Source organism: Niveispirillum sp. BGYR6, from assembly GCF_027568365.1.
Classification (GTDB): domain Bacteria; phylum Pseudomonadota; class Alphaproteobacteria; order Azospirillales; family Azospirillaceae; genus Niveispirillum.
This window is the reverse complement of sequence record NZ_JANLNL010000013.1, coordinates 154,310-174,005: the sequence shown is the minus strand read 5'-3', so window position 1 is coordinate 174,005 and position 19,696 is coordinate 154,310. Positions and strand designations below refer to the sequence as shown.

General features: G+C 61.4%; 22 protein-coding genes and 2 pseudogenes. 11 read left to right on the top strand and 13 right to left on the bottom strand.

Annotation, left to right across the window (positions count from 1 at the left end):
* The first annotated feature begins 271 nt into the window (after positions 1 to 271).
* Complete coding sequence (locus tag PCJ49_RS21945) at positions 272 to 619, top strand: hypothetical protein (protein WP_269912840.1); 348 nt, start codon at positions 272 to 274, stop codon at positions 617 to 619.
* A gap of 60 nt (positions 620 to 679) precedes the next feature.
* Here PCJ49_RS21945 and PCJ49_RS21940 read toward each other — a convergent pair whose 3' ends face one another.
* From PCJ49_RS21940 to PCJ49_RS21915, 6 genes are all read right to left on the bottom strand, one after another.
* Positions 680 to 997: a DNA-binding transcriptional regulator gene (locus PCJ49_RS21940; RefSeq protein ID WP_269912839.1), complete on the bottom strand. Its 318-nt coding sequence runs from the start codon at positions 995 to 997 to the stop codon at positions 680 to 682.
* Positions 975 to 1,217, bottom strand: a complete 243-nt coding sequence (locus PCJ49_RS21935; protein ID WP_269912838.1) for a type II toxin-antitoxin system RelE/ParE family toxin — start codon at positions 1,215 to 1,217, stop codon at positions 975 to 977. The genes PCJ49_RS21940 and PCJ49_RS21935 overlap by 23 nt, the downstream gene beginning before the upstream one ends.
* A 565-nt stretch (positions 1,218 to 1,782) precedes the next feature.
* Positions 1,783 to 1,947 carry a type II toxin-antitoxin system RelE/ParE family toxin gene (locus PCJ49_RS21930; protein ID WP_269912837.1) on the bottom strand — a complete coding sequence of 55 codons (165 nt, stop codon included), beginning with the start codon at positions 1,945 to 1,947 and terminating at the stop codon, positions 1,783 to 1,785.
* Entirely contained in the window at positions 1,931 to 2,107 is a 177-nt protein-coding gene (locus tag PCJ49_RS21925; RefSeq protein ID WP_269912836.1) for a hypothetical protein, read from the bottom strand. Before PCJ49_RS21925 ends, PCJ49_RS21930 begins: the two co-directional genes overlap by 17 nt.
* 181 nt (positions 2,108 to 2,288) lie before the next feature.
* Positions 2,289 to 2,504, bottom strand: coding sequence for a hypothetical protein (locus PCJ49_RS21920; RefSeq protein ID WP_269912835.1), 216 nt, complete (start codon positions 2,502 to 2,504; stop codon positions 2,289 to 2,291).
* Between the two features lie 223 nt (positions 2,505 to 2,727).
* Positions 2,728 to 2,856, bottom strand: a complete 129-nt coding sequence (locus tag PCJ49_RS21915) for a hypothetical protein (protein WP_269912847.1) — start codon at positions 2,854 to 2,856, stop codon at positions 2,728 to 2,730.
* A gap of 22 nt (positions 2,857 to 2,878) precedes the next feature.
* On the opposite strand from PCJ49_RS21915, the pseudogene PCJ49_RS21910 reads away from it, so the two are divergent.
* Positions 2,879 to 3,685 (top strand): annotated as a pseudogene (locus PCJ49_RS21910) (IS3 family transposase); the annotation flags it as partial.
* On the opposite strand, the gene PCJ49_RS21905 reads toward PCJ49_RS21910, so the two are convergent.
* The gene (locus PCJ49_RS21905; RefSeq protein WP_269912834.1) at positions 3,649 to 3,918 is read right to left on the bottom strand and encodes a hypothetical protein; all 270 of its coding nucleotides are present in this window, start codon (positions 3,916 to 3,918) and stop codon (positions 3,649 to 3,651) included. The pseudogene PCJ49_RS21910 and the gene PCJ49_RS21905 overlap by 37 nt on opposite strands.
* On the opposite strand from PCJ49_RS21905, the gene PCJ49_RS21900 reads away from it, so the two are divergent.
* The 6 genes from PCJ49_RS21900 to PCJ49_RS21875 all read left to right on the top strand — a co-directional run bounded on the left by PCJ49_RS21900 (position 3,893) and on the right by PCJ49_RS21875 (position 8,550).
* Complete coding sequence (locus PCJ49_RS21900) at positions 3,893 to 5,167, top strand: putative Ig domain-containing protein (protein ID WP_269912833.1); 1,275 nt, start codon at positions 3,893 to 3,895, stop codon at positions 5,165 to 5,167. The two genes, PCJ49_RS21905 and PCJ49_RS21900, sit on opposite strands and share 26 nt — an antisense overlap.
* Before the next feature lie 109 nt (positions 5,168 to 5,276).
* Positions 5,277 to 6,983: a TolC family protein gene (locus tag PCJ49_RS21895; protein ID WP_269912832.1), complete on the top strand. Its 1,707-nt coding sequence runs from the start codon at positions 5,277 to 5,279 to the stop codon at positions 6,981 to 6,983.
* A gap of 611 nt (positions 6,984 to 7,594) precedes the next feature.
* Positions 7,595 to 7,747, top strand: coding sequence for a hypothetical protein (locus tag PCJ49_RS21890; protein ID WP_269912831.1), 153 nt, complete (start codon positions 7,595 to 7,597; stop codon positions 7,745 to 7,747).
* 57 nt (positions 7,748 to 7,804) lie between these two features.
* Positions 7,805 to 8,194, top strand: coding sequence for a PRC-barrel domain-containing protein (locus PCJ49_RS21885; RefSeq protein WP_269912830.1), 390 nt, complete (start codon positions 7,805 to 7,807; stop codon positions 8,192 to 8,194).
* Positions 8,195 to 8,209: 15 nt separating this feature from the next.
* Positions 8,210 to 8,368 carry a DUF3309 family protein gene (locus PCJ49_RS21880; RefSeq protein WP_269912829.1) on the top strand — a complete coding sequence of 53 codons (159 nt, stop codon included), beginning with the start codon at positions 8,210 to 8,212 and terminating at the stop codon, positions 8,366 to 8,368.
* Positions 8,368 to 8,550: an entericidin A/B family lipoprotein gene (locus PCJ49_RS21875; protein ID WP_269912828.1), complete on the top strand. Its 183-nt coding sequence runs from the start codon at positions 8,368 to 8,370 to the stop codon at positions 8,548 to 8,550. Before PCJ49_RS21880 ends, PCJ49_RS21875 begins: the two co-directional genes overlap by 1 nt.
* Before the next feature lie 379 nt (positions 8,551 to 8,929).
* Here the strand turns inward: PCJ49_RS21875 and PCJ49_RS21870 are convergent, their stop codons facing one another.
* Both PCJ49_RS21870 and dps read right to left on the bottom strand, forming a co-directional pair.
* On the bottom strand, positions 8,930 to 9,184 hold the full coding sequence (locus PCJ49_RS21870; RefSeq protein WP_269912827.1) for a hypothetical protein: 255 nt from the start codon (positions 9,182 to 9,184) through the stop codon (positions 8,930 to 8,932).
* Positions 9,181 to 9,672, bottom strand: coding sequence for a DNA starvation/stationary phase protection protein Dps (dps, locus tag PCJ49_RS21865; protein ID WP_269912826.1), 492 nt, complete (start codon positions 9,670 to 9,672; stop codon positions 9,181 to 9,183). Before dps ends, PCJ49_RS21870 begins: the two co-directional genes overlap by 4 nt.
* A 183-nt stretch (positions 9,673 to 9,855) precedes the next feature.
* Between dps and PCJ49_RS21860 the strand changes: the two genes are divergently transcribed.
* From PCJ49_RS21860 to PCJ49_RS21850, 3 genes and pseudogenes are all read left to right on the top strand, one after another.
* Positions 9,856 to 14,184, top strand: coding sequence for a CheR family methyltransferase (locus PCJ49_RS21860; protein WP_269912825.1), 4,329 nt, complete (start codon positions 9,856 to 9,858; stop codon positions 14,182 to 14,184).
* A gap of 43 nt (positions 14,185 to 14,227) precedes the next feature.
* A complete protein-coding gene (locus PCJ49_RS21855) occupies positions 14,228 to 15,142 on the top strand; it encodes an OmpA family protein (protein WP_269912824.1) in 915 nt (304 codons plus the stop codon).
* A gap of 143 nt (positions 15,143 to 15,285) precedes the next feature.
* Positions 15,286 to 16,278, top strand: a pseudogene (locus PCJ49_RS21850) (IS3 family transposase).
* 94 nt (positions 16,279 to 16,372) lie between these two features.
* On the opposite strand, the gene PCJ49_RS21845 reads toward PCJ49_RS21850, so the two are convergent.
* From PCJ49_RS21845 to PCJ49_RS21825, 4 genes are all read right to left on the bottom strand, one after another.
* Positions 16,373 to 17,194, bottom strand: coding sequence for an HAD-IIB family hydrolase (locus PCJ49_RS21845; protein ID WP_269912846.1), 822 nt, complete (start codon positions 17,192 to 17,194; stop codon positions 16,373 to 16,375).
* Between the two features lie 2 nt (positions 17,195 to 17,196).
* Positions 17,197 to 17,865 (bottom strand): methionine ABC transporter permease, encoded by a 669-nt coding sequence (locus PCJ49_RS21840; protein ID WP_269912823.1) that lies wholly within the window; start codon positions 17,863 to 17,865, stop codon positions 17,197 to 17,199.
* Entirely contained in the window at positions 17,862 to 18,782 is a 921-nt protein-coding gene (locus PCJ49_RS21830) for a methionine ABC transporter ATP-binding protein (protein WP_347710443.1), read from the bottom strand. Before PCJ49_RS21830 ends, PCJ49_RS21840 begins: the two co-directional genes overlap by 4 nt.
* 62 nt (positions 18,783 to 18,844) lie before the next feature.
* Positions 18,845 to 19,660 carry a MetQ/NlpA family ABC transporter substrate-binding protein gene (locus PCJ49_RS21825; RefSeq protein ID WP_269912822.1) on the bottom strand — a complete coding sequence of 272 codons (816 nt, stop codon included), beginning with the start codon at positions 19,658 to 19,660 and terminating at the stop codon, positions 18,845 to 18,847.
* Between the last annotated feature and the right edge of the window lie 36 nt (positions 19,661 to 19,696).

The following is a 19,696-nucleotide window of genomic DNA, read 5'->3' as shown; positions in this document are numbered from 1 at the left end:
CTCCTGCTCCCGCAGGATCCCGATGATCTGTTCCTCGCTGGAACGGCTCTTCTTCATCAAATAGCCCTCCTTCGATCGGAGGACTCTACTTTATGCCGGGCACATTTCCAGGGGGCAGGTCAGGTCAACCCGCCTTCCGGCGGGTGGTGGATGTGTTCGAGTTCATGCACGGTCGAACGGTACGGCAGGCCGCTGCCGACGTGCGGGCTGGTGCGGGATATAATACCAAACCGTCGAACGACCCGAAGCCCAGACCCGGCGGCATCGACCCATGAGCAGCAGCATCTATAAGGACATCACCTGCCAGCGTGAAGCCGTCCCGGGAGGGCAGGCCAACCTTGTGCCGCCGGTTGCCGATGGCGAGTATGTGGCCTTCCGCAGCGGCAGCCGGGTGCAGATGGGTTTTGCCCTCTACCGCGCTACCGGCGACATGGACGGCTTCCTTTACCATAACCTTGACAACCTGGCCCTGCGCCGCACCAGCGGAGCCGAGTTCCTGACCTTCACCCATCGCGGCAAAGCCGTCACCATGCAGGGATGTGGCCTGAAAGCGGTGATGCAGGCCATCATGAGCCATACGAACATGACGGCAAGCTGGTGGGGATGGATGTGCCGGTGATTGAGCGGGTAGAGGTGGCCGAAGCAGGCAAAGGCAGAGGGCCGTCTTTGCCGTAGAAAGTTAGGCCACGGCAACAAGCCCGTGGCGAGCTACCAACGACAACAGCTTCAGGGAAGCGCCCTGCGGGTGCTTCTCTCCGCGCTCCCACTGGCTGATAAGGCCAGTCGTTACGTTCAGATACCGGGCAAAAACCGCTTGGCTTGCGCCCTCCCGTTCACGCAGCGCGCGGATTTCTTCGGCGCTGAGGGGGCGTACCGGCGTCAGGCAAGCTTCATCAAACTGCCGCATGGTCTGCTTGTCGAGCAGGCCGGTCGCGTGCAGCCCTTCAGCGGTTTCATGGATGGATGCCATGATGTCACTGCGATATTGCTTCGTCATCGTTCGTTACCTCCACTAAAATCCCAGCGCTGACGGCAGCATCCAGCGCGGTGTCGCTGTACCCCAGCATCTGCTGCGCCAGCATCTTGAATGCGGCCAGTTCATCGGCCCGGATATTGCCCTTTTCGTTCTTGGCAAACCCATGAACGAAAAACGCCCGATCCCCGACCTTGAACAGGATAATCGTGCGGAATCCGCCCGATTTCCCGCCCCCCGGCACGGGCGATGCGTTGTTTCACCACCCCGCCGCCAAGGTCTGCATCCACCAAGCCGCGCTCGGCATCCGCAATCGCATCGCGTAATGCCGCATCCGTGATGCCCGCCTTATTGGCGAAGCGCGTAAACGGTTTGTTCTTAAAGATGCGCACGCGCCCAACCAATCAACATAGTCCCAATTTGTAGCACTAAGTGTTATAAATTGCAAGCCCGCCACCCTGCATCAGCAATGCGGCCTGACTTCAGTGGTGGTGACGGCGGCGGGCCGGGATGCGGCGAAAGGCTGAGGCACGCCTTTACCCTAGAGAAGCCAAACCCCGGTCGCATGCAAAGTCGCATGCAAAGCAGAGGCGAAGCCGGAGCGTACAAGGAACTTCTAACATAGCCGCGCTATCTAACAAGCAAGACGGCCTTACTATATGCGCGCTAAATCCCGCCGTCCGTCGATGACCCGGACAATGGCCACTTGATCGACCATACCCTCGTCTGTGTCAGGTCGTGTTTCGTAGAGAATGAGATACGGCTCCTCGACCAGCACCCGCGTGCTTGTCTGAATATCCGGGCGCGGTTCAGGGGCCAAGCCTTGGGTGCTGGCTGAGTTGGCGCGCACGCATTTCCAACGCATCATAGATACGCTCTGCCGCCACCGGGTTCTCGATGCCGATGACCAAGTAAATATCCAGCAAGTCCGTGCGGGCCTGCGGATACCAAAGTACCTCAACCGGCATGCTCATTTGCCGTGTGTGCTTCGTTCAGGCGCTGCTGTGCTTTCCTGCCGCAGCCTGTCGAAATCCATCGGCACAGGTGCGCCGCTTCACCAGCATCGACGGCAGCGCGCAACGCAGCCACCTGTTCGCCGGTCAGGGCAACGCTTACTTTCTGGACTTCGGGCATACGATCCCTCCTCAATTCATGCCGCAATCTTACTACTAAGCAGCATGAATGTCTATTTTTGGTGTATTTTGCCCTGCTCGCCACAGACAAATAACACTAAATAAACTGTTAAATGTCAGATAAACGTCAGTTATCAGCTTGATAACCACCATGTGCAGCGTCGCGGCAGGCCAGTTGTGGCCTATTCGGTTCGCGGCACGGCCCCTGCCTGCTGTGCCTTTACCAGCGCGATGAAACGCTTGCGGATGTCATCCATCAACGCATGGGGAAGCACGCCATAGGCGATGCTTTCCGCGTCTCCCGCCCGCAGTGGGCGAAGATCGGGGCCGGGCCAGAAGAAGCGGTTTGCTTCCGTCAGCGCCACCCAGGAGCGTTCCCCATCCAGCCCAAGGCGCACTTGGTCATGGTGGGGATTTCGACGGCCAGCCGTGCATCGGAGGGCGGCGTATGGGGATGGGCAGGACGGTAACAACCTGTTCGCCGTCTTCCGTCGTGGTGACGAGGATGACGGCGCAGGGGCGATCCTTGACGCCTTCCTCCTGCCCACGGAGATATTCCCGTCGCCACAGATAGCTGTAGCGGATGACAAGCCCTTGAACGGGTGTGGGGAACGGCACGGCTTACAGCGGCATTTCGGCATTGAACGCGGCGGATTCAGGCGCGGGCTGCGATGCTTCCAGTGCTTCCAGATCGGCGTCGGTGAAATCGGCCAATGCCATCACTTGGCGGTCACGCCGCTTGAGGCGCATATACTCTTCGGACGACAGCAGTAGGAGCTGTCGTTTATTGGGCGTGAGCAGTTCGGGCTATTATGCCTGGAAGCGGTGACAAGCCCAGTCTTCGGCAATATGCGGACATGATACTGTTGGCGCATGTCCGTCAGCACTTTGCACTTTCGCACGAGACTTACGGAAGTCCCCGTATGTATGCAGAGCTGAAGACCGCTGGTCTGTCCTGCGGGCGGCGCCGGATTGCCCGGCTGATGCGGGATAATGGACTGAAAGCGTTGACGAAACGGCGCTATAAGAAGACAACCGACAGTGCCCATGGCGGGCCTGTGGCCGCCAACCTGCTGGATCAGGATTTCAGCGCCGAGGGCCCGAACCAGAAATGGGGCGTCGATATTTCCCACATCTGGACGGCGGAAGGCTGGCTGTATCTGGCCGTGGTCATTGACCTCTACTCCCGCCGGGTGGTCGGCTGGGCGGTCAGTGACCGAATGAAGAAAGATCTGGCGATAACAGCTTTGCAGCGCGCCATCGCCACGCGCAGACCAAAGCCCGACTTGATCCACCATTCGGACAGAGGAAGCCAATATTGTTCTGATGAATATCAGAAAATCCTGAAAATCATGGTCTGCAGATTTCCATGAGCGGCAAAGGAAATTGCTATGATAACGCAGTGTTGGAAACGTTCTTCAAGACGCTGAAATCTGAACTCATCTGAAGAACGGTTTTTCTGTCACGTTGGCAGGCAGAACGTGCCATTGGCACATTCATCGACGGGTTTTATAATCCCATACGGCGACACTCGGCCTTGGGCTACAAAAGCACGATCCTGTTCGAGGCCGCCGCCTGACGGTGAGAAAATGGCTCTCCACTTTGCCAGGGCAAGTCCAGCACGCTGACCCTCTCCGGCTCGCTGGCCGCCATCAACAGCTTCGTCAATGCTGGCAATGTCCGCTTCCAAACCGCCGCCAACAGCACAGCCAGCCAGACGCTCGCCATCACCATCAATGATGGCGGCAATACCGGCACCGGCGGTCCCCTGACTGCCAGCAGCGCCGTGACCATCAATGTCACGTCGGTCAACGATGCGCCGGCCGCTACGGGTGTCGCGATCCCGCTGATCCAGGGGCAGGTCGGTCAGTCCCTCAATGTCACTCTGCCGGCCGGGCTGTTCAGCGATGCGGATGCCAACGACACTCTCACCCTGTCGGTACGCAACCTGCCGGCCGGGTTGAGCTTCGATGCCGCTACCCGGACAATTTCCGGCAGCCCGCTGACCGCAGGTACAGGCATAACCATTACGGTTATCGCCACCGACCGGACGGGGCTGACCGCGGAAGTTACGGCACAGGTACAGATCGCAGCAGAACCGGTGACGATACCGATATCCCCACCGCCACCGCCGCCGCCGCCGCCGCCTCCCCCACCGCCCCCGCCGGCGCCGACGCCGACGCCGACCACCACCGCGCCGACAGTCTCGGTCACACCGACAGTGACGACCAGCCTGCCGACGCCAACAGTCACGCCGACCATCTCGGTGACATCGGTCACGCCCACCATATCGGTGGCACCCGTCACACCGACAGTCACCATCGTCACGCCAACCGGGACGATTGCCGCCACGTCCGGCTTCGTCGCCCCCGCTCAGACGGCGGTTACCAGCACTGCGGTGAACACCGGCGGCGCGATCGTCGCCAGACCGGTCGCCGATGTCTCCCTGTCAACCAGCGCCGGCAGCTCACCCCAGGTCTTCACGCTGCCCCCGGCAACCTTCGTCCTTGCCGATGTCGGCTCGGCGGTGACCGTGCAGGCCACCCTGGCCGACGGCAAACCACTGCCGCCCTGGGTCAAGTTCGATCCCGCCTCCGGCACCTTCACCGTCAATGTGCCCGCAAACTTCAAGGGCACACTGGAAGTGCGGGTGGTCGCCCGCACCGCAGAGGGGGACCAGGCCCAGACCCAGTTCGAACTGAATGTCGGTACACCAGCGCAAGATCAGGCACCGGCCCAGCGCTCCCCCAGCCAGGGCGATGGGCAGAACCAGAACCGTGACCAGAACCAGGACGGAAACAATCAGCAGGCACCCGGTCAGCGCACCGACATCCAGGGCGACGGCACCCGTCGGGCCGCTGCCGATCCGGTCCCAGAAGGCAAGCTGCCGGTGATCCAGCAGATCAAGCTCGCCAGCCGCAGCACCGGCTGGCTGGCCGACAGCCTGTCCTGGCTGGATAGTCTCGCCACCGTCTGGCCGGGCGCGGACAACGCCGATGCCGGCAATGACGAAAACGCCGCCCCACCCAAACCGGCCGAAACCGGGGAACGGGCAGCCTGATCATCCAATAATGCCGGGTGGTGCCAGCGGCACCACCCGGTTCCATCCCATCAAATTCAATTGAGCTTGTTAAAGACAAGCCGCCTTCCGCGGAAACGAAGGGGTCATCATGTGGCACGGTCTTGAAAATTTCTCATCCAGCCTGCCGGTGCGTCGGGCGCGCTTGCTGGGGACATCGGCGATTCTGCTGATCGGTCTCGGGGCTTGCTCGATCAAGCCCCAGCCCGTGGCGCTGAATGAGCAGATTGCCCAGGCCGCCGCTGATCGGGAAGCCATGTTCAACGGGCAGGAAGCCCTGAACGGCCCGGTCACGCTGGAACAGGCTCTGGCACGCGCCATCAAATATAACCTCCAGCACCGCCTGACCATGATGGAAAAGGCGCTGGAGGATCGGTTGCTGGATGTCAGTGCCCATGATCTGCTGCCCAAACTGACTGCCCGGGCTGGCCTGCGCACCCGGTCGAACGAATTGCTGACTGTGTCGGAATCCAGCCGTACCGGCAGCCGCTCCATCGATCCAAGCCGCAGCCAGGACCGCAATGGCGGCAATGCCGACCTGCAGCTGTCCTGGAACGTGCTGGATTTCGGTCTCAGCTATTATGCCGCGCAAAGCCAGGCCAATCGCCTGCTGGCGGCAGAAGAACGCCGGCGCAAGGTGGTGCTGAGCATCACCGAACAGGTCCGCTCCGCCTATTGGGAAGCGGTCAGCGCCCAGCAGTTGAAGGACGAGGTCGCCGGCGCCCTGGCCGATACCCGCAAGGCCCTGGATTATGCCCACCAGACAGAGCAGCAGCGCCTGCTGCCCCCTCTGGAAAGCCTGCGCTTCCAAAAGGCCTTGCTGGAGATCATCCAGCAGCTGGAGGCGCTGGATAGCGAGTTGGCCATTACCCAGGCCACCCTGGCCAGCCTGATGAACCTGCCGCCGGCCACCAGCTTCCGCGTGGCAGCCCCGGATACCACTGCCCTGACCGCGCCCAAAATGCCGCTTTCTGTCGATGATCTGGAAGCAATCGCCATGATCGAACGGCCCGAGGTGCGGGAAGAGGCCTATCTGGCCCGCAATACCGTGCTGGAAACCCGTTCAGCCCTGCTGCGCCTGCTGCCGGGCGCCAATCTTTATGGCGGGTTGAATTATGACAGCAATTCCTACCTGGTGAACCAGAACTGGGCCGATGCTGGCGTCCAGGTTACCTGGAACCTGTTCAACCTGTTGAACTGGTCTGACATCCGGGATGCCGGGGAAGCCCGCAAGCAGGTTGGAGAGGTGCGCCGCACCGCCCTGCGCATGGCCGTACTGACCCAGGTCAACCTCTCCTACCATCGTTTCGAGCGCGCCCGTGGCCTGTTCGACCGAGCCGGCGAACTGGAGAATGTCGAACGCCGCATTCTTGGCAATGTCGCAGCCGCGACACAGAATGACGCCCAGAACGTGCTGGAACTGGTGCGCGCCCGCGCCTCGGCCCTGCTGGCCAGCCGCGCCCGCGGCCGGGCCTATGCCGAACTGCAGAACTCCCTGGGCGCAATCTATGCCTCGGCCGGGCTGGACCCGCTGCCGCGGGAAGTGGCTGCCGACAATGTCGACGCCCTGGCTGCTGGCATTGTCGCTGTTTCCAAGGATCTGGAAGCCGGCAAGGTGACGGTGCCACGCATCGCCCCCGCCACCCCCGAAAACCCCGGCCCGCAAGCAACGGATGCCAGCACCCCGCAGACGGAAAAGGTTGCCGCCGCCCCGGCCGGCACCCTGGACAGGATCGGAACACCCGTGGTAGCGCAGGATCCGGTTCAGATGGCTGTGGCCAGTTCAGCAGCACCCTGATCGTTGCGCCGCTGGCAATCTTGACGCGCCAACCGACCTCTCCTGCCCGGCAGCACGCAGGCCCTGACACACCCTGGTGTCCGGGCCCAGATCAGCCCGCAACGTTATATACCCTGAATCCAGTAGAATTCCCGAGAGGGGTTTGCATGTTTTGTGATTTCTGATTCGCTATGTTTATGAGCGAATTGGTTCTGAGCTAGGCTGACCTGCTCCCTGGAAATGTCTCCGGCATAAAGTAAAGTCCTCCGATCGAAGGAGGGCTCTTCTTCATCAAATAGCCCTCCTCTCGGTAGGACAGGGCCTGTACCACTCACAATTCAAGAATTGGAGGGGGGCACGGTGGATTTCCGTGGTCATGCCGGGCGGCATGGATATGCCAGATAATTATCAATATATTTCAAATAATATCAAAAGGCATATAAATGTAAACTACATGGGTACTTTCCGAGTCTGTCTAATTTTATTGAATCGTTTTAGCTTTCAGCATGTTTGATGGTCCGTTCTCTCTCCGACGATCGGGCAGTCAACATTGTCGGCGCGAACTCCGCATATCCGCAGATGCCGCCTGACACCCCGCCCCACCCCGGGGCAGCAACAAGGAAGACACCGACATGGAAAAGCCCGGCAGCAACCACTCCGCCAAGCCCATCGTCACACCCGTTCACAGCGCCCCCGGCAAGCCGGCCGAGACGCCGCATATCCCGGCCGTTCATGCCGACAAGCATGACGCGGAAGCCGATGCCAAGCAGGCGCAGAAGAAGTAGCCCCGCTTGGATGTGCCGGCACCCTTTTCTTTTCAGCTTCATTGCGAAGGACGCATCATGACACGTCTTCATATTCTTCTGACCGGGCTCGCCGTTGCTGCCCTGTCCCTTGATGAAGGTGCTCTGGCACAGGGCGTCCCACAGACCATCGCGTTGACGCAGGTGGACCCGACCACCCTGGCAACTGGTTACCGTACCTCCAAGGTGGTGGGCAGCACGGTCTACAATGCTGCCGGCGAGACGGTGGGCACCATCGACGATCTGATCGTGACGCCCAACGACAAGGTGCCGTTTGCCGTGTTGTCGGTCGGCGGTTTCCTTGGCATGGGGTCGAAATATGTCGTCGTCTCCTACGCGGCGCTGAACGTGACGGACAAGAAGTTCGTTCTGCACGATGCCACCAAGGAAACGCTGAAAGGTCTGCCGGAATACAAATACACCCGCTGACAGAAAGGGTCGGTCATGAGTCTCGGCACCATTCTGCTGATCATCATCGTTCTGATGTTGATCGCGGCACTGCCACGATGGCCGCACAGCACCGGTTGGGGCTATTACCCAAGCGGTGGCATGGGCCTCATCCTTATCATCGTCCTCATCCTGTTCCTGACGGGCAGGATCTGATGACGCCACAGCTGCAGGAGGTCGAGATGACCGGGAAGACCCTTCCATTCCCCTTGCTGTTCGTGATGCTGTTTACGGCGACACCGCTGCTTAACGCCTGTCACACCATGGCCGGCGCTGGGGAGGATATCTCCAAGACCGGCACGGCCATCGAGAAAAGTGCCGAGAAACACACGCCTTGAGCCGGGTGCAAAGTCGGACGGCATAGCCACAAAACTGATGACGGGGCCGCATCCTTAAAACCGACGCGTTGCAAGGCGCCGGTTGCATGGGATGGGTGCGGCTCTCCGATGGGTTTGGCCAGACTTTTCTGCCGGCATCCGCCCGTTGCAGGGCTTCGGTGCGTCCAGGCGATGAACTTCTTCATCACACGGCTTTCCCCATGGTCTGCCGGATCGCGCGATGAAGATCGTTCGTGCGAAAGGGCCTGCGTAGGACCATCGCCCAGGCCGCAGCGATACGCCAACATCGAACAGGCGCGGTACGAACAAGGCGCGCATGACCGGCGCCGTCGCCGTCAATCTTTCATCGCTCTCAAGATAGGCATCAGCGATGATCAGATCAGATCAGATCAGGCGGGCTGGCAATCCCCAACCTTGCGGCTTGGTCATTCGACAGGGCAATGAACCGGACTTCATGCCCAAGATCGCCAAGCGCTGCGGCCAGCGGCAAAGAAATTAAGGGATCGCCGGCCACGATCAGGATGCGAAGGCTTTGCGTGCGATCAGGCGATTGCAGGGCGCCACCCTCATTGTCCCAACGGGACAGCGCGTCACGCGCTGTCATGGAGGGCAGCTGGTTGGGGGCGTCGCTCATGACAGCACCGCATGGGATTCAATCAACCAGAGTTGCCGGTCCATTCCGCGGCAAACTTCAGTAAACAGGTCGGCGGTGCCCGGATCGCCATGCGCGGTGGAGAGGCCAATAGCCTCGCGAACCGATTGGCCGAAGGCGGAGACCGCCTGGGAAAGGGCGAAAATGTGCTGACGTGATTCAGCCACCCCCAGCGTGTACGGCACCAGGAAGGAACGATCAGCTGCCACCTGGATGGTGCCGTGGGCAGTGCCGCCAAGCGCACCTGCCCGCTCTGCAATCAGGTCGGAATAGGTTTCGACCTCAACGGCGATATTATCGAACAACTCATGCACGGCGCCAAAGCCGCTGCCGCGCACATTCCAATGGGCCTGCTTGATCTGTCCATGCAGATCAATGGCCGCAGCCAGGTGGCGGTTCAACAGTTCGACCGACTGGCCGCGGATATTCTCCGACAAGGTGTTGTGCGTGTGGTGCATGCGATCCTCCACCTGATCTCCACATTTTGCGCCAGTTGTAATTCAGCGAGTGGATGACGCAAAGATTCGGGAAATACTCAAATGCATATGGAGTATTTCGGAAGTTTTATATATTTTATCGTATTGTTGTGTGATTGTGATACACTGGAACTAGGCCAATGGGAAGCTTATTGGCTATTTGAAGGTGATTTTACCATGACGCCCATCCCATCACGGCCCGCCGACGCAGTGTCCGTGGAGCGGGACTTCCCGGTGGTTGGCATCGGGGCGTCTGCCGGCGGGCTTGATGCCGCGAGCCGGCTGGTGGCGGCGTTGGGCGATGGCGGCGGGGCGGCCTTTATCCTGGTGCAGCATCTGGACCCGACCAACCGTGACAGCCTGCTGGTCGATCTTCTGGCCAGCCACACGGTCATGCCGGTATGCGAGGCGATGGACGGCATGGAGGTGCTGCCCGGTCGGGTACATGTCATCCCGCCCGGCACCTATCTGTCGGTGACCAAGGGTCTGTTGCGCCTGTCGCCGCCACGGGCCCGTCATGGTGCCCGCATGCCCTTTGATTTCCTGCTGGCGGCGCTGGCCCGCGAATATGGCGCGCGCGCGATCTGCGTGATTCTGTCAGGAACAGGCGCCGATGGCAGCGTGGGGCTGACGGCGATACGGTCGGCCGGAGGCTTGGTCCTCGTTCAGACGCCGGAGGAGGCCGGATATGACGGCATGCCGCGTAATGCCATTGCCACCGGATTGGTCAGCCAGATATTGCCGGTCGCGTTGATGCCGGCCGCAATCCGCCACCATCCCGGCGCCGCAGTCCAGGGTGGGGCGGTTGCCGTGCCCGACGGGCTGCCGGCCGTGGTCGACCTGCTGCGCAGCCGCACACCCTACGACTTCTCCCTTTATAAGGAAGGCACGCTGCGCCGCCGCATCAATCGGCGCATGGCGATGGCGGGCATCGCCATGGGCGAGACGGATGCCTATCTGGACCTGCTGCGCAATACACCTGGGGAACGCGACAATCTGGCCAAGGATCTGTTGATCAATGTCACGAGTTTCTTCCGTGACGCCCCGGTGTTCGACCTGCTGTCCAGCACGACCATCCCCGACCTGATCCGTGCCCAGGCACATGACAATCACCTGCGTCTCTGGGTGGCGGGATGCAGTACGGGGGAGGAGACCTATTCGCTCGCCATGCTGTTCCTGGAGCAGATGACGACGCTAGGACTGAGCTTGAAGTTGCAGTTCTTCGCGTCGGACGTTGATCCCGACGCCGTGGCGACGGCACGGGAGGGGCTGTATCCCGCCAGCATCGCCGGCGCAGTGTCCCCCGAACGGTTGGCTCGGTTCTTCACAACAGAGGATGGGGGATACCGGGTTACGCCGGAATTGCGGTCTCTGGTGGTGTTCACGGTGCAGGATGTGCTGGCCGACCCGCCTTTTTCCAAGCTGGACTTCATCTCCTGCCGCAACCTGTTGATCTATCTTCTGCCCGAAGCGCAGGCCCGCGTGCTGTCACTGTTCCATTTCGCCCTGCGGGATAATGGTTTCCTGCTGTTGGGCGGATCGGAGACGGTGGCCCCGGTCGGGGATGACCGGTTCGAGCTGGTGTCGAAATCCGCCCGCCTGTACCGGCATGTCGGCCGCAGCAGGCCGGGTGATTTCGCCTTCCTGATGAGCGCCGGCGATGGGGTGCGTGTCCCCACGCGGGTGAATGCAGGGCCGGGGCCATCCCGGCAGGCAGCGCTGGCCGATCTCTGCCAGCGGCTGGTCGCCCGTGATTACGGGCCGGCTGCGGTGTTGATCAACCGGCGGCACGATTGCCTTTATTCGCTCGGCCCGACCGAGCGCTATTTGCGGGTACCGGCGGGCCATCCCACGCAAGACCTGCTGTCGATGGTGCTGCCGGGCCTGTCGGTCAAGCTGCGGGCCGCTATCCAGCGGGCTCGCCAGGGACAGGAAGCGGTCATCATCCCCGGCGGCCGCTCACGTCAGGATGATGACAAACGGTCCTTCGGCATTGCGGTGCAGCCCGTGCGCCATGATGGAGAGGACCTGATGCTGGTCTGCTTCATCGACCCGCCCTTGTTCGACAGACAGGCCGTCGGACAAGGCACGCCGGCGCCAAGCGACGGGGTGAATGCGCTGGAACGTGAGCTGGAGCATACGCGCGCGGAACTTGAGGCTGCCATCCGCAACCTGGAACTGGCCGGCGAAGACCAGAAGGCCATGATCCAGGAGGCCCTGGCCATCAACGAGGAATACCAGTCGGCCAACGAGGAGTTACTGACCTCCAAGGAAGAATTGCAGTCGCTGAACGAGGAGTTGACCGCGCTGAACAGCCAGTTGCATGAGACGTTGGACAGACAGCGCACCACGGCCAACGACCTGCAGAACGTGCTGTTCAGTACCGATGTTGCGACGATCTTCCTTGATCTGGCCCTGGCCATCCGGTTCTTCACCCCGGCCATGCGGTTGCTGTTCAACATCTTACCCACGGATGTCGGCCGCCCCTTGTCGGACCTGAATTCGCTGGTTGCCGATGGGGGCTTGTCGTCGGACGCACAGGCGGTGCTGCGATCGGGCGTACCGTTGGAAAGGGAAATCGAAACGCGGACGGGGGCCTGGTACCTTCGCCGCGTCCTGTCCTATCGCACCCAGGATGGCCGGGTCGAGGGCGTGGTCATCACGTTTACCGACACCACCGAGCGCCGGCATGTCGGTGATGCGCTGGCTGCGGCCAAGCGCGCTGCCGATCTGGCCAATCAGGGTAAATCACGTTTCCTGGCAGCCGCCAGCCATGACCTGCGCCAGCCCTTGCAGACGCTGACCCTGTTGCAGGGCGTGCTGTCGAACATGATGAAGGGCGACCGGGAACGGGAATTGCTGGACCGCTTTGGCGAGACGCTGGGTGCCATGTCCGGCATGCTGAACGCTCTGTTGGACATCAACCAGATAGAGGCTGGCATTGTCACCACCGACATCACCCGCTTCTCCCTGCTTGATCTGCTGACCCGGATGCGTGACGAATTCAGCTATCACGCGCAGGCCCGCGGCCTGAGCCTGCGCGTGGTCATGAGCAATACGCAGATCTTCAGCGACCGGCGGCTGCTGGAACAGATGGTGCGCAACCTTCTGTCTAACGCCTTGAAATATACAAGGAAGGGCAAGGTATTGATCGGCTGCCGACACCGGGCGGGTGGGATCAGCATCGAGATCTGGGACACCGGTATCGGCATTCCCATGGCCGAGCAGCAGGCGATTTTCGAGGAGCATCACCAGATTGCCGGGACGGACGAACCGACCAATACCGGGTTGGGACTGGGCCTGTCGATCGTACGGCGTCTGGGGGGGCTACTGGAGCATCCGGTTCGTGTACGGTCGCAGCTTGGCAAAGGTTCGGTATTTGCCGTTGATATCTTGCCCCGCGCAGGAGAGGTGCCGCCGCCATCGGCGCAGTCCGCCCCGGAAGACGCGATCATCGCCACCGGTGCCATCCTGGTGGTGGAGGATGATCCGGAGGTCAGAGACCTGCTGGGGATGTTGCTTCGCGATGTCGGACATAAGGTGGCGTTGGAGGCCGGCGGGCCATCGGCCCTGCAGCTAGTAGCTACTGGTGATTTCAGGCCCGATGTCTTGTTGGTCGACTTCAACCTGCCGGGGGGCATGAATGGCCTTGATCTGCTTGCGGCCCTGCGCCGGGCATTGCACCGACCGGTTCCGGGGCTGCTGCTGACGGCTGACATCTCAACCGACACGTTGCGCGCCGTCGCCTTGCGCAATGAGGTGCAATTGCACAAGCCGGTGAACCCGGCTGCCTTGTTGAGCGCGATCAGACGTCTGCTATCGACACCGCCCCTGGTCACGCGGGTCGAACGGGATCCCATGGTCGCCGCCGACCGCATCACCACCATCCATATCATTGATGACGATGCCATGCTGCGCGACAGTATTCGTCAATCGCTGGCAGGGCAGGGGCGGCGGGCGGAGGAGCATGCCAATGCCGAGGAGTTTCTCGCCCACTTCCAGACGGGTGGCAATGCCTGCCTGCTGATCGACGCCTATCTTCCGGGAATGAGTGGTCTGGGTCTGTTGCATCGCTTGCGGCAGGCGGGCGACAGTGTGCCGGTGATCATCATGACCGGCAGCAGCGATGTCCCAATGGCGGTTCAGGCCATGCGGGCGGGAGCGGTCGATTTCATCGAGAAGCCGGTCAGCCGCGCCGACCTGCTGGCCAGTATCGACCGCGCGTTGGAGCAGGCCCGCGATGGCAGCAAATTGCTGGCCTGGCGCACGGAGGCGGCGAACCATGTCGCCGGGCTCACGGCACGGCAGCGGCAGATCATGGCCCTGGTCCTTGCCGGCCATCCTAGCAAGAACATCGCCGCCGATCTGGCGATCAGCCAGCGCACCGTGGAAAACCACCGCGCCGCCATCATGCGCAAGACCGGGGCGCGATCGCTGCCAGCCCTGGCTCGGCTGGCCCTGGCAGCGGACTGGACCGAGATGACGGAAAAGGAAAAATTCGGATAGAAATTCTTAATCCGGCATTTGTATAATAAAGGCAAAAGGAAAATTGAGTATTTGCCGACGCTTTTTCTGTGAAATTATTCCATGTATTCTATATTTGAAATGGTTTGGAATCGCAACGATTTCCGAACGCAGGAGAATCCGATATGTTGAGAAATACCGTGATGGGGGCATTGCCTTCGGTATTCTGATGCTGGCCGGTTGCACGGCCACGCCCCATCAAGTCGCGACGCGCAGCGCGCCGGGACACGATGTGGGGGTAACCTCGCCCGGATATGTCGCGCTGAAGTCGGGGGACTATGAAACTTCTACCCGGCTGCTGGAGGCGTCCAACATCAAATGGCCCAATAGCCCCTATGACGAGCTCAATCTCGGGGCGTCCTATCAGGCTCAGGGGCGGATGGATCTGGCGGAACCCTTCCTGCGGCGGGCCATGACCCACGGTCATGGGTTGATGCCTGTTGAGTCCACCCAGGATTGGGCCAAGGGCATGACGGTGGAGGAAGCGGCTTGTCAAAATCTGGCCATCGGTCTGGCCCCGGCGACGGTAGAGGGCACGGCGACACCCTGCCAGACCACCCTGGTCGTGGCGGTCATCGCGGCGCCCGGACCGGTGGCGGCGGTCTATCAGCAGACCATGTACAATACCTATTTTGAGTTCGACAAGGCGACGCTGACCAAGGACGGCGAGATCACTATGCGCGATGCGGCCAGGGAGATCCGCAGCGATCCAGCCCGGCGTATCACCCTGATCGGCAAGGCCTCCAGTCCGGGCACGGACTACTACAACATGGCGCTATCGCAGCAACGCGTTGAAACGGTGCGCAACGCGCTGGTCGCGGCGGGCGTGCCATCGTCGCGCATCGAGGTTCGGTGGGTTGGTGAGCGCGAGTTGCCGGTGCCGCGGCGCGACGGTGCGCGCGAGCCGTTGAACCGCGTGGTGGAGGGTACCGTCAAGTAACCGGCCGTTCCGGCCACCCATGGTTAGGGCCGGTCACAGCCCAGTGACCGGCCGTAATCATGGGTGCCGTCTGACCAAGAGCTGGTCCCCAGTTACCGGACAGTTTGATAAGCTTGGTTCGGCCTTATTGAAGGACGACCGACATGACGGGACAGAGGAAGCGATATTCGGCTGATTTCAAGGCGAAGGTGGCACTTGATGCGATCCGGGGCGAGTTGACGATGGCGCAGCTTGTGTCGAAGCACGGTGTTCACCAGACGATGATCAGCGCTTGGCGTAAGCAGGCGATCGAGGGGATGGCCGCGTCGTTTTCCGGCAAAACCGAGGCCACTCCAGTTGTTGATGCTGCCGAGATCGACCGGCTGCATGCCAAGATCGGTCAGTTGGTGGTGGAGCGGGATTTTTTGCGCAAGGCCTCCGGTCGATGAGCGCCGATCGGAGGCGTGAGATGGTGGATCGGTCACATCCCGGCTTGTCGGTTGTCCAGCAATGCGCGCTGCTGTCGATCAGCCGGTCGCATTATTACGGGCCGGTATGGGGCGAGAGTGCTGAGAACCTGGCGCTGATGCGGGTGATCGATGCCCAGTTCCTGGAGACGCCCTGGTATGGCAGCCGGCAGATGACCCACCATCTGCGGCACCAGGGTCATGTCGTCAATCGCAAGCGGGTGCGCCGGCTGATGGGCCGGATGGGGTTGGCAACCATCTACCAACGGCCAAAGACCAGCCTTCCCCATCCCCAGCACAAGATCTGGCCCTACCTGCTGCGGGATCTGACCATCGACCGGCCGGATCATGTCTGGTGCACGGACATCACCTATATTCCCATGCGACACCGACCAGGGCGGACAATTCACCAGCCCGAGGTTCACCGGCATCTTGACCGATGCCGGTATCAAGGTTTCCATGGATGGAAGGGGCCGCTGGATGGACAATGTGTTCATCGAACGGCTCTGGCGGTCACTGAAATACGAATGCGTCTATCTCCACGCTTTCGAGACCGCCAGCGAGGCCAGGGCCGGGATCGGACGCTGGATCGATTACTACAATACCCAACGCCCGCATTCCGCGCTCGGGGGGCAAACACCCGACCAAGCATACAGGCAAAGGGCGGAAAGACTGTGTTTGGCGGCGTGAACTGAACAGGGCCAAGCTTAACGCCAAACAAAAACTGTCCGGTCACTGGGGACCAGCTCTTTCAGGGGCTTTTGCTATTTGCTTCAACCTGGGTTCATTCTGGGAATTTTTTTGCTTGAGAAATCGGTCGCATTTGGGCTCCGGTCAACGCGTGCGTCAGGATGGCCTGGGCCAATTCCACAAAGCCGAGACCGCCGGCGCTGGGCGTGATCCAGCTTGGTGGGGTGGGGATGTCGGCCAGATGGTCGCGAACCGTGCTGACCCCCACCGTATGACGGAAAAAGCCGAACATTGGCGCATCATTGGCGCTGTCGCCGCTGTAAAGGATGCTTTCGCCGTCCCGATCGATATCCAGGCCCAGATGCCGGGAGAGGAAATGACGGGCCGCCACCAGCTTGTCGTAAGCGCCGATCCAGCCCAGGATCCAGAGATTATTCACCGTCCCCTGTCCCCCCGCCGCGCGGATGGCAGACAGGATGGCGTTATCTGTTGACCGCTGACCTGTGCGGGCAAAGGCGATGGATGTCAGGCGAAAGGGCTGATCATCGGCAAGCCGTGCCGTTGGCACGGTACCACGGACATAGGTTGTGATTGCGGCCAGGGCCTCGGTCAGATCGGCGGACCCGTTCCAGCCATCCCGGATGGCGCCATGGCCGGACGGGGCGCGCTGGATGAACAGGCCGCCATTTTCTGCGATGACCGCATCCACCGGCCACATCCGCGCCATCTGGTCACACCAGCCTGCGGGAGCTGCCGTCACAGGGATCACCCGGATGCCTGCTGCCTGCAGCCGTTCAAGCGCCAGATATGTTGCGGCCGGCAAACGGCCATTGAGTGTCAGCGTCTCATCCATGTCGGTCAGGATGGTGCGAATGCCAGCGAAATGACCGGGGGGAGCCTGTTCCAGCGCCTGCATGATCACCGCCGATGCGCCAGACGCCGCACGGCCCAGTCACCCGCTGCCTGAATGACCTGAACCAGCACAATCAGTACCACAACCGTCGCCAACATTACCTCCGTGTTAAACCTCAAATAGCCGTAGCGAATGGCCAGATCGCCCAGACCGCCGCCGCCCACCACGCCTGCCAGGGCTGAATAGCCAACCAGCATGACCAGCGTCAGGGTGACGCCCGACAGCAGTGCCGGCAGTGCCTCTGGCAACAGGACCATGAAGACCAGATGGCGCAGCGTGCCGCCCATGGCCTGCACAGCCTCAATCCGGCCCTTGTCAACCTCCCGCAAGGCTGCCTCCACCACCCGTGCGAAGAAAGGGATGGAACCCAGTGACAAGGGCACGATGGCGGCCGTGCTGCCCAACGAGGTGCCGGCGATCAGACGTGTCAGGGGGATGACGGCGATCAGCAGCACAACGAAGGGCAGGGAACGACCGATATTGACGATGGTGGACAGCACCCGGTGCAGTCGGGGGCGGGGCAGCGGCCCATCCCCGTCAATCAGGTAGAGGGCCAGGCCGGTGGGCAGGCCGGCCATTAGGGTCACGAACCCGGACAGTGCCACCATATACAGCGTTTCCAAGCTGGCACCCCACAGCAGGTCCAGCAGTTCGGTCAGGGTTTCCGGGTTCATCGCACCATCACCCGCACGTCACGCGTGCCCAGAAAAGCGAACACGGAATCCAGATCGGCATCATGGGGCAGGCGGATCAGCAAGCGCCCCACGCTGGTGCCTGCCACCTGTTCCACCCCGCCGCCCAGCAAGGCAGGGGACTGGCCGAGATGCAAGGTGAGGTCGGAGAGGATAGTATCACCCCCTCTTCCCTCATAACGCAGTTCCAGGTGCCGCCCGTCCGATGGCACCTCGGGCAGTGCAGGCAGCAGCCATTGCCCTAGGCGCGATGAAGGGTCAGTGACCAGATCGCTGAGCGCGCCGCTTTCCACCAGCCGCCCACCTTCCAGCAAGGCCGCACCGTCGCAGATGGATTTCACCAGCGACAATTCATGGGTGATCAGCACGATGGTCACCCCCAGCCGGCGGTTGACATCGCGCAGCAGGTCCAGGATTTGGGCCGTGGTCTCGCTATCCAATGCACTGGTTGCTTCATCCGATAGCAGCACGTCCGGGTCAGCTGCCAGGGCGCGGGCGATGCCCACGCGCTGTTTTTGCCCACCGGAAAGCTGGGATGGATAAGCGTTTCCCCGGTCCGACAGGCCGACCAGATCCAGCAGTTCAGCGACCCGCCGCTTTCGTTGCGGCTTCGGAACGCCGGCGATTTCCAGGGGTGCAGCGATATTGTCCGCCGCGGTGCGCGAATGCAGCAGATGGAAATGCTGGAACACCATGCCGATGCGCCGTCGCTGCCGCCGCAATTCGTCAGGCGGCAGCGATGCCAGATCGACATCACCAACCAGAATGCGCCCAGTGCTGGGTGTTTCCAGCCGATTCAGACAGCGGATCAGCGTGGTCTTTCCAGCACCGGAACGTCCCAGGATGCCAAAGATTGAGCCGCCTTGAATATCCAGGTTGATACCATCCAAGGCGGTCATGCTCTGACCGCCTTGGTTATAATCCTTGCGCAGGCCCTGGATGCGGATCGGTTGCCGAGCCGTCATGAATGGACCGGAATCACGGAACCCTTGTAGCGTTCACGGATGAACGCCGCGACTTCCGGCCCCTCCAGCAAGGCTGACAATCGCTTGATGCGGGGATCATTGGCCTTTGCCGGCACGGTGACCAGCAGATTGGCATAGGGATTGCCCTCTGCCTTCTCCAACGCCAGCGCGTCCCGGGCCGGGATCAGCCCGGCCTGCAGGGCGTAATTGCCGTTGACGACGGCCAGATCGACATCATCCAGTGTCCGTGGCAACTGGGCAGGGTCAACCTCGATCAGTTTGATGTTCTTCGGGTTCTCCGCCACGTCGCGGATCGTCGCCAGGCGGGTCAGGCCGGGGCTCAGCTTGATCAGGCCGGCCTGCTGCAACAGGTGCAGGCCCCGGCTGGTGTTGGTGACACTGTTGGACAGCGTTACCTTGGCACCATTGGGAACGGCATCCAGGCTTTTGATCTTGCGGGAATAGACACCCAGCGGCTCAATATGCACGGTTGCCGTGATGGCGAATTTGGTCTTCAGCGTGGCCTCATCCGTTTCTAGATAGGGCTTGTGCTGGAAGAAATTGGCGTCGACATCGCCCGCCAGCGTCAGGTCGTTGACGCGCAACTCGCCCGTTATTTCAATGATCTTCAGTTTCAGGTCGGGTGCCAGCTTGCGCTGGATGAAGGTCAGAATTTCCGCGTGCGGCACGGCCGATGCCAGCACCTTCAGCGAGGCGTCATCGGCCAGCACCACCCCGAATGGCATGATGCCCAGGGCCAGGGCGGCAGCGGACAAAGGTAGCAGGGAACGGCGGGAAAGCGGGCGGGACATGCGGCCTCTGGATTGCTGTTGTTATCGTGGAAAATG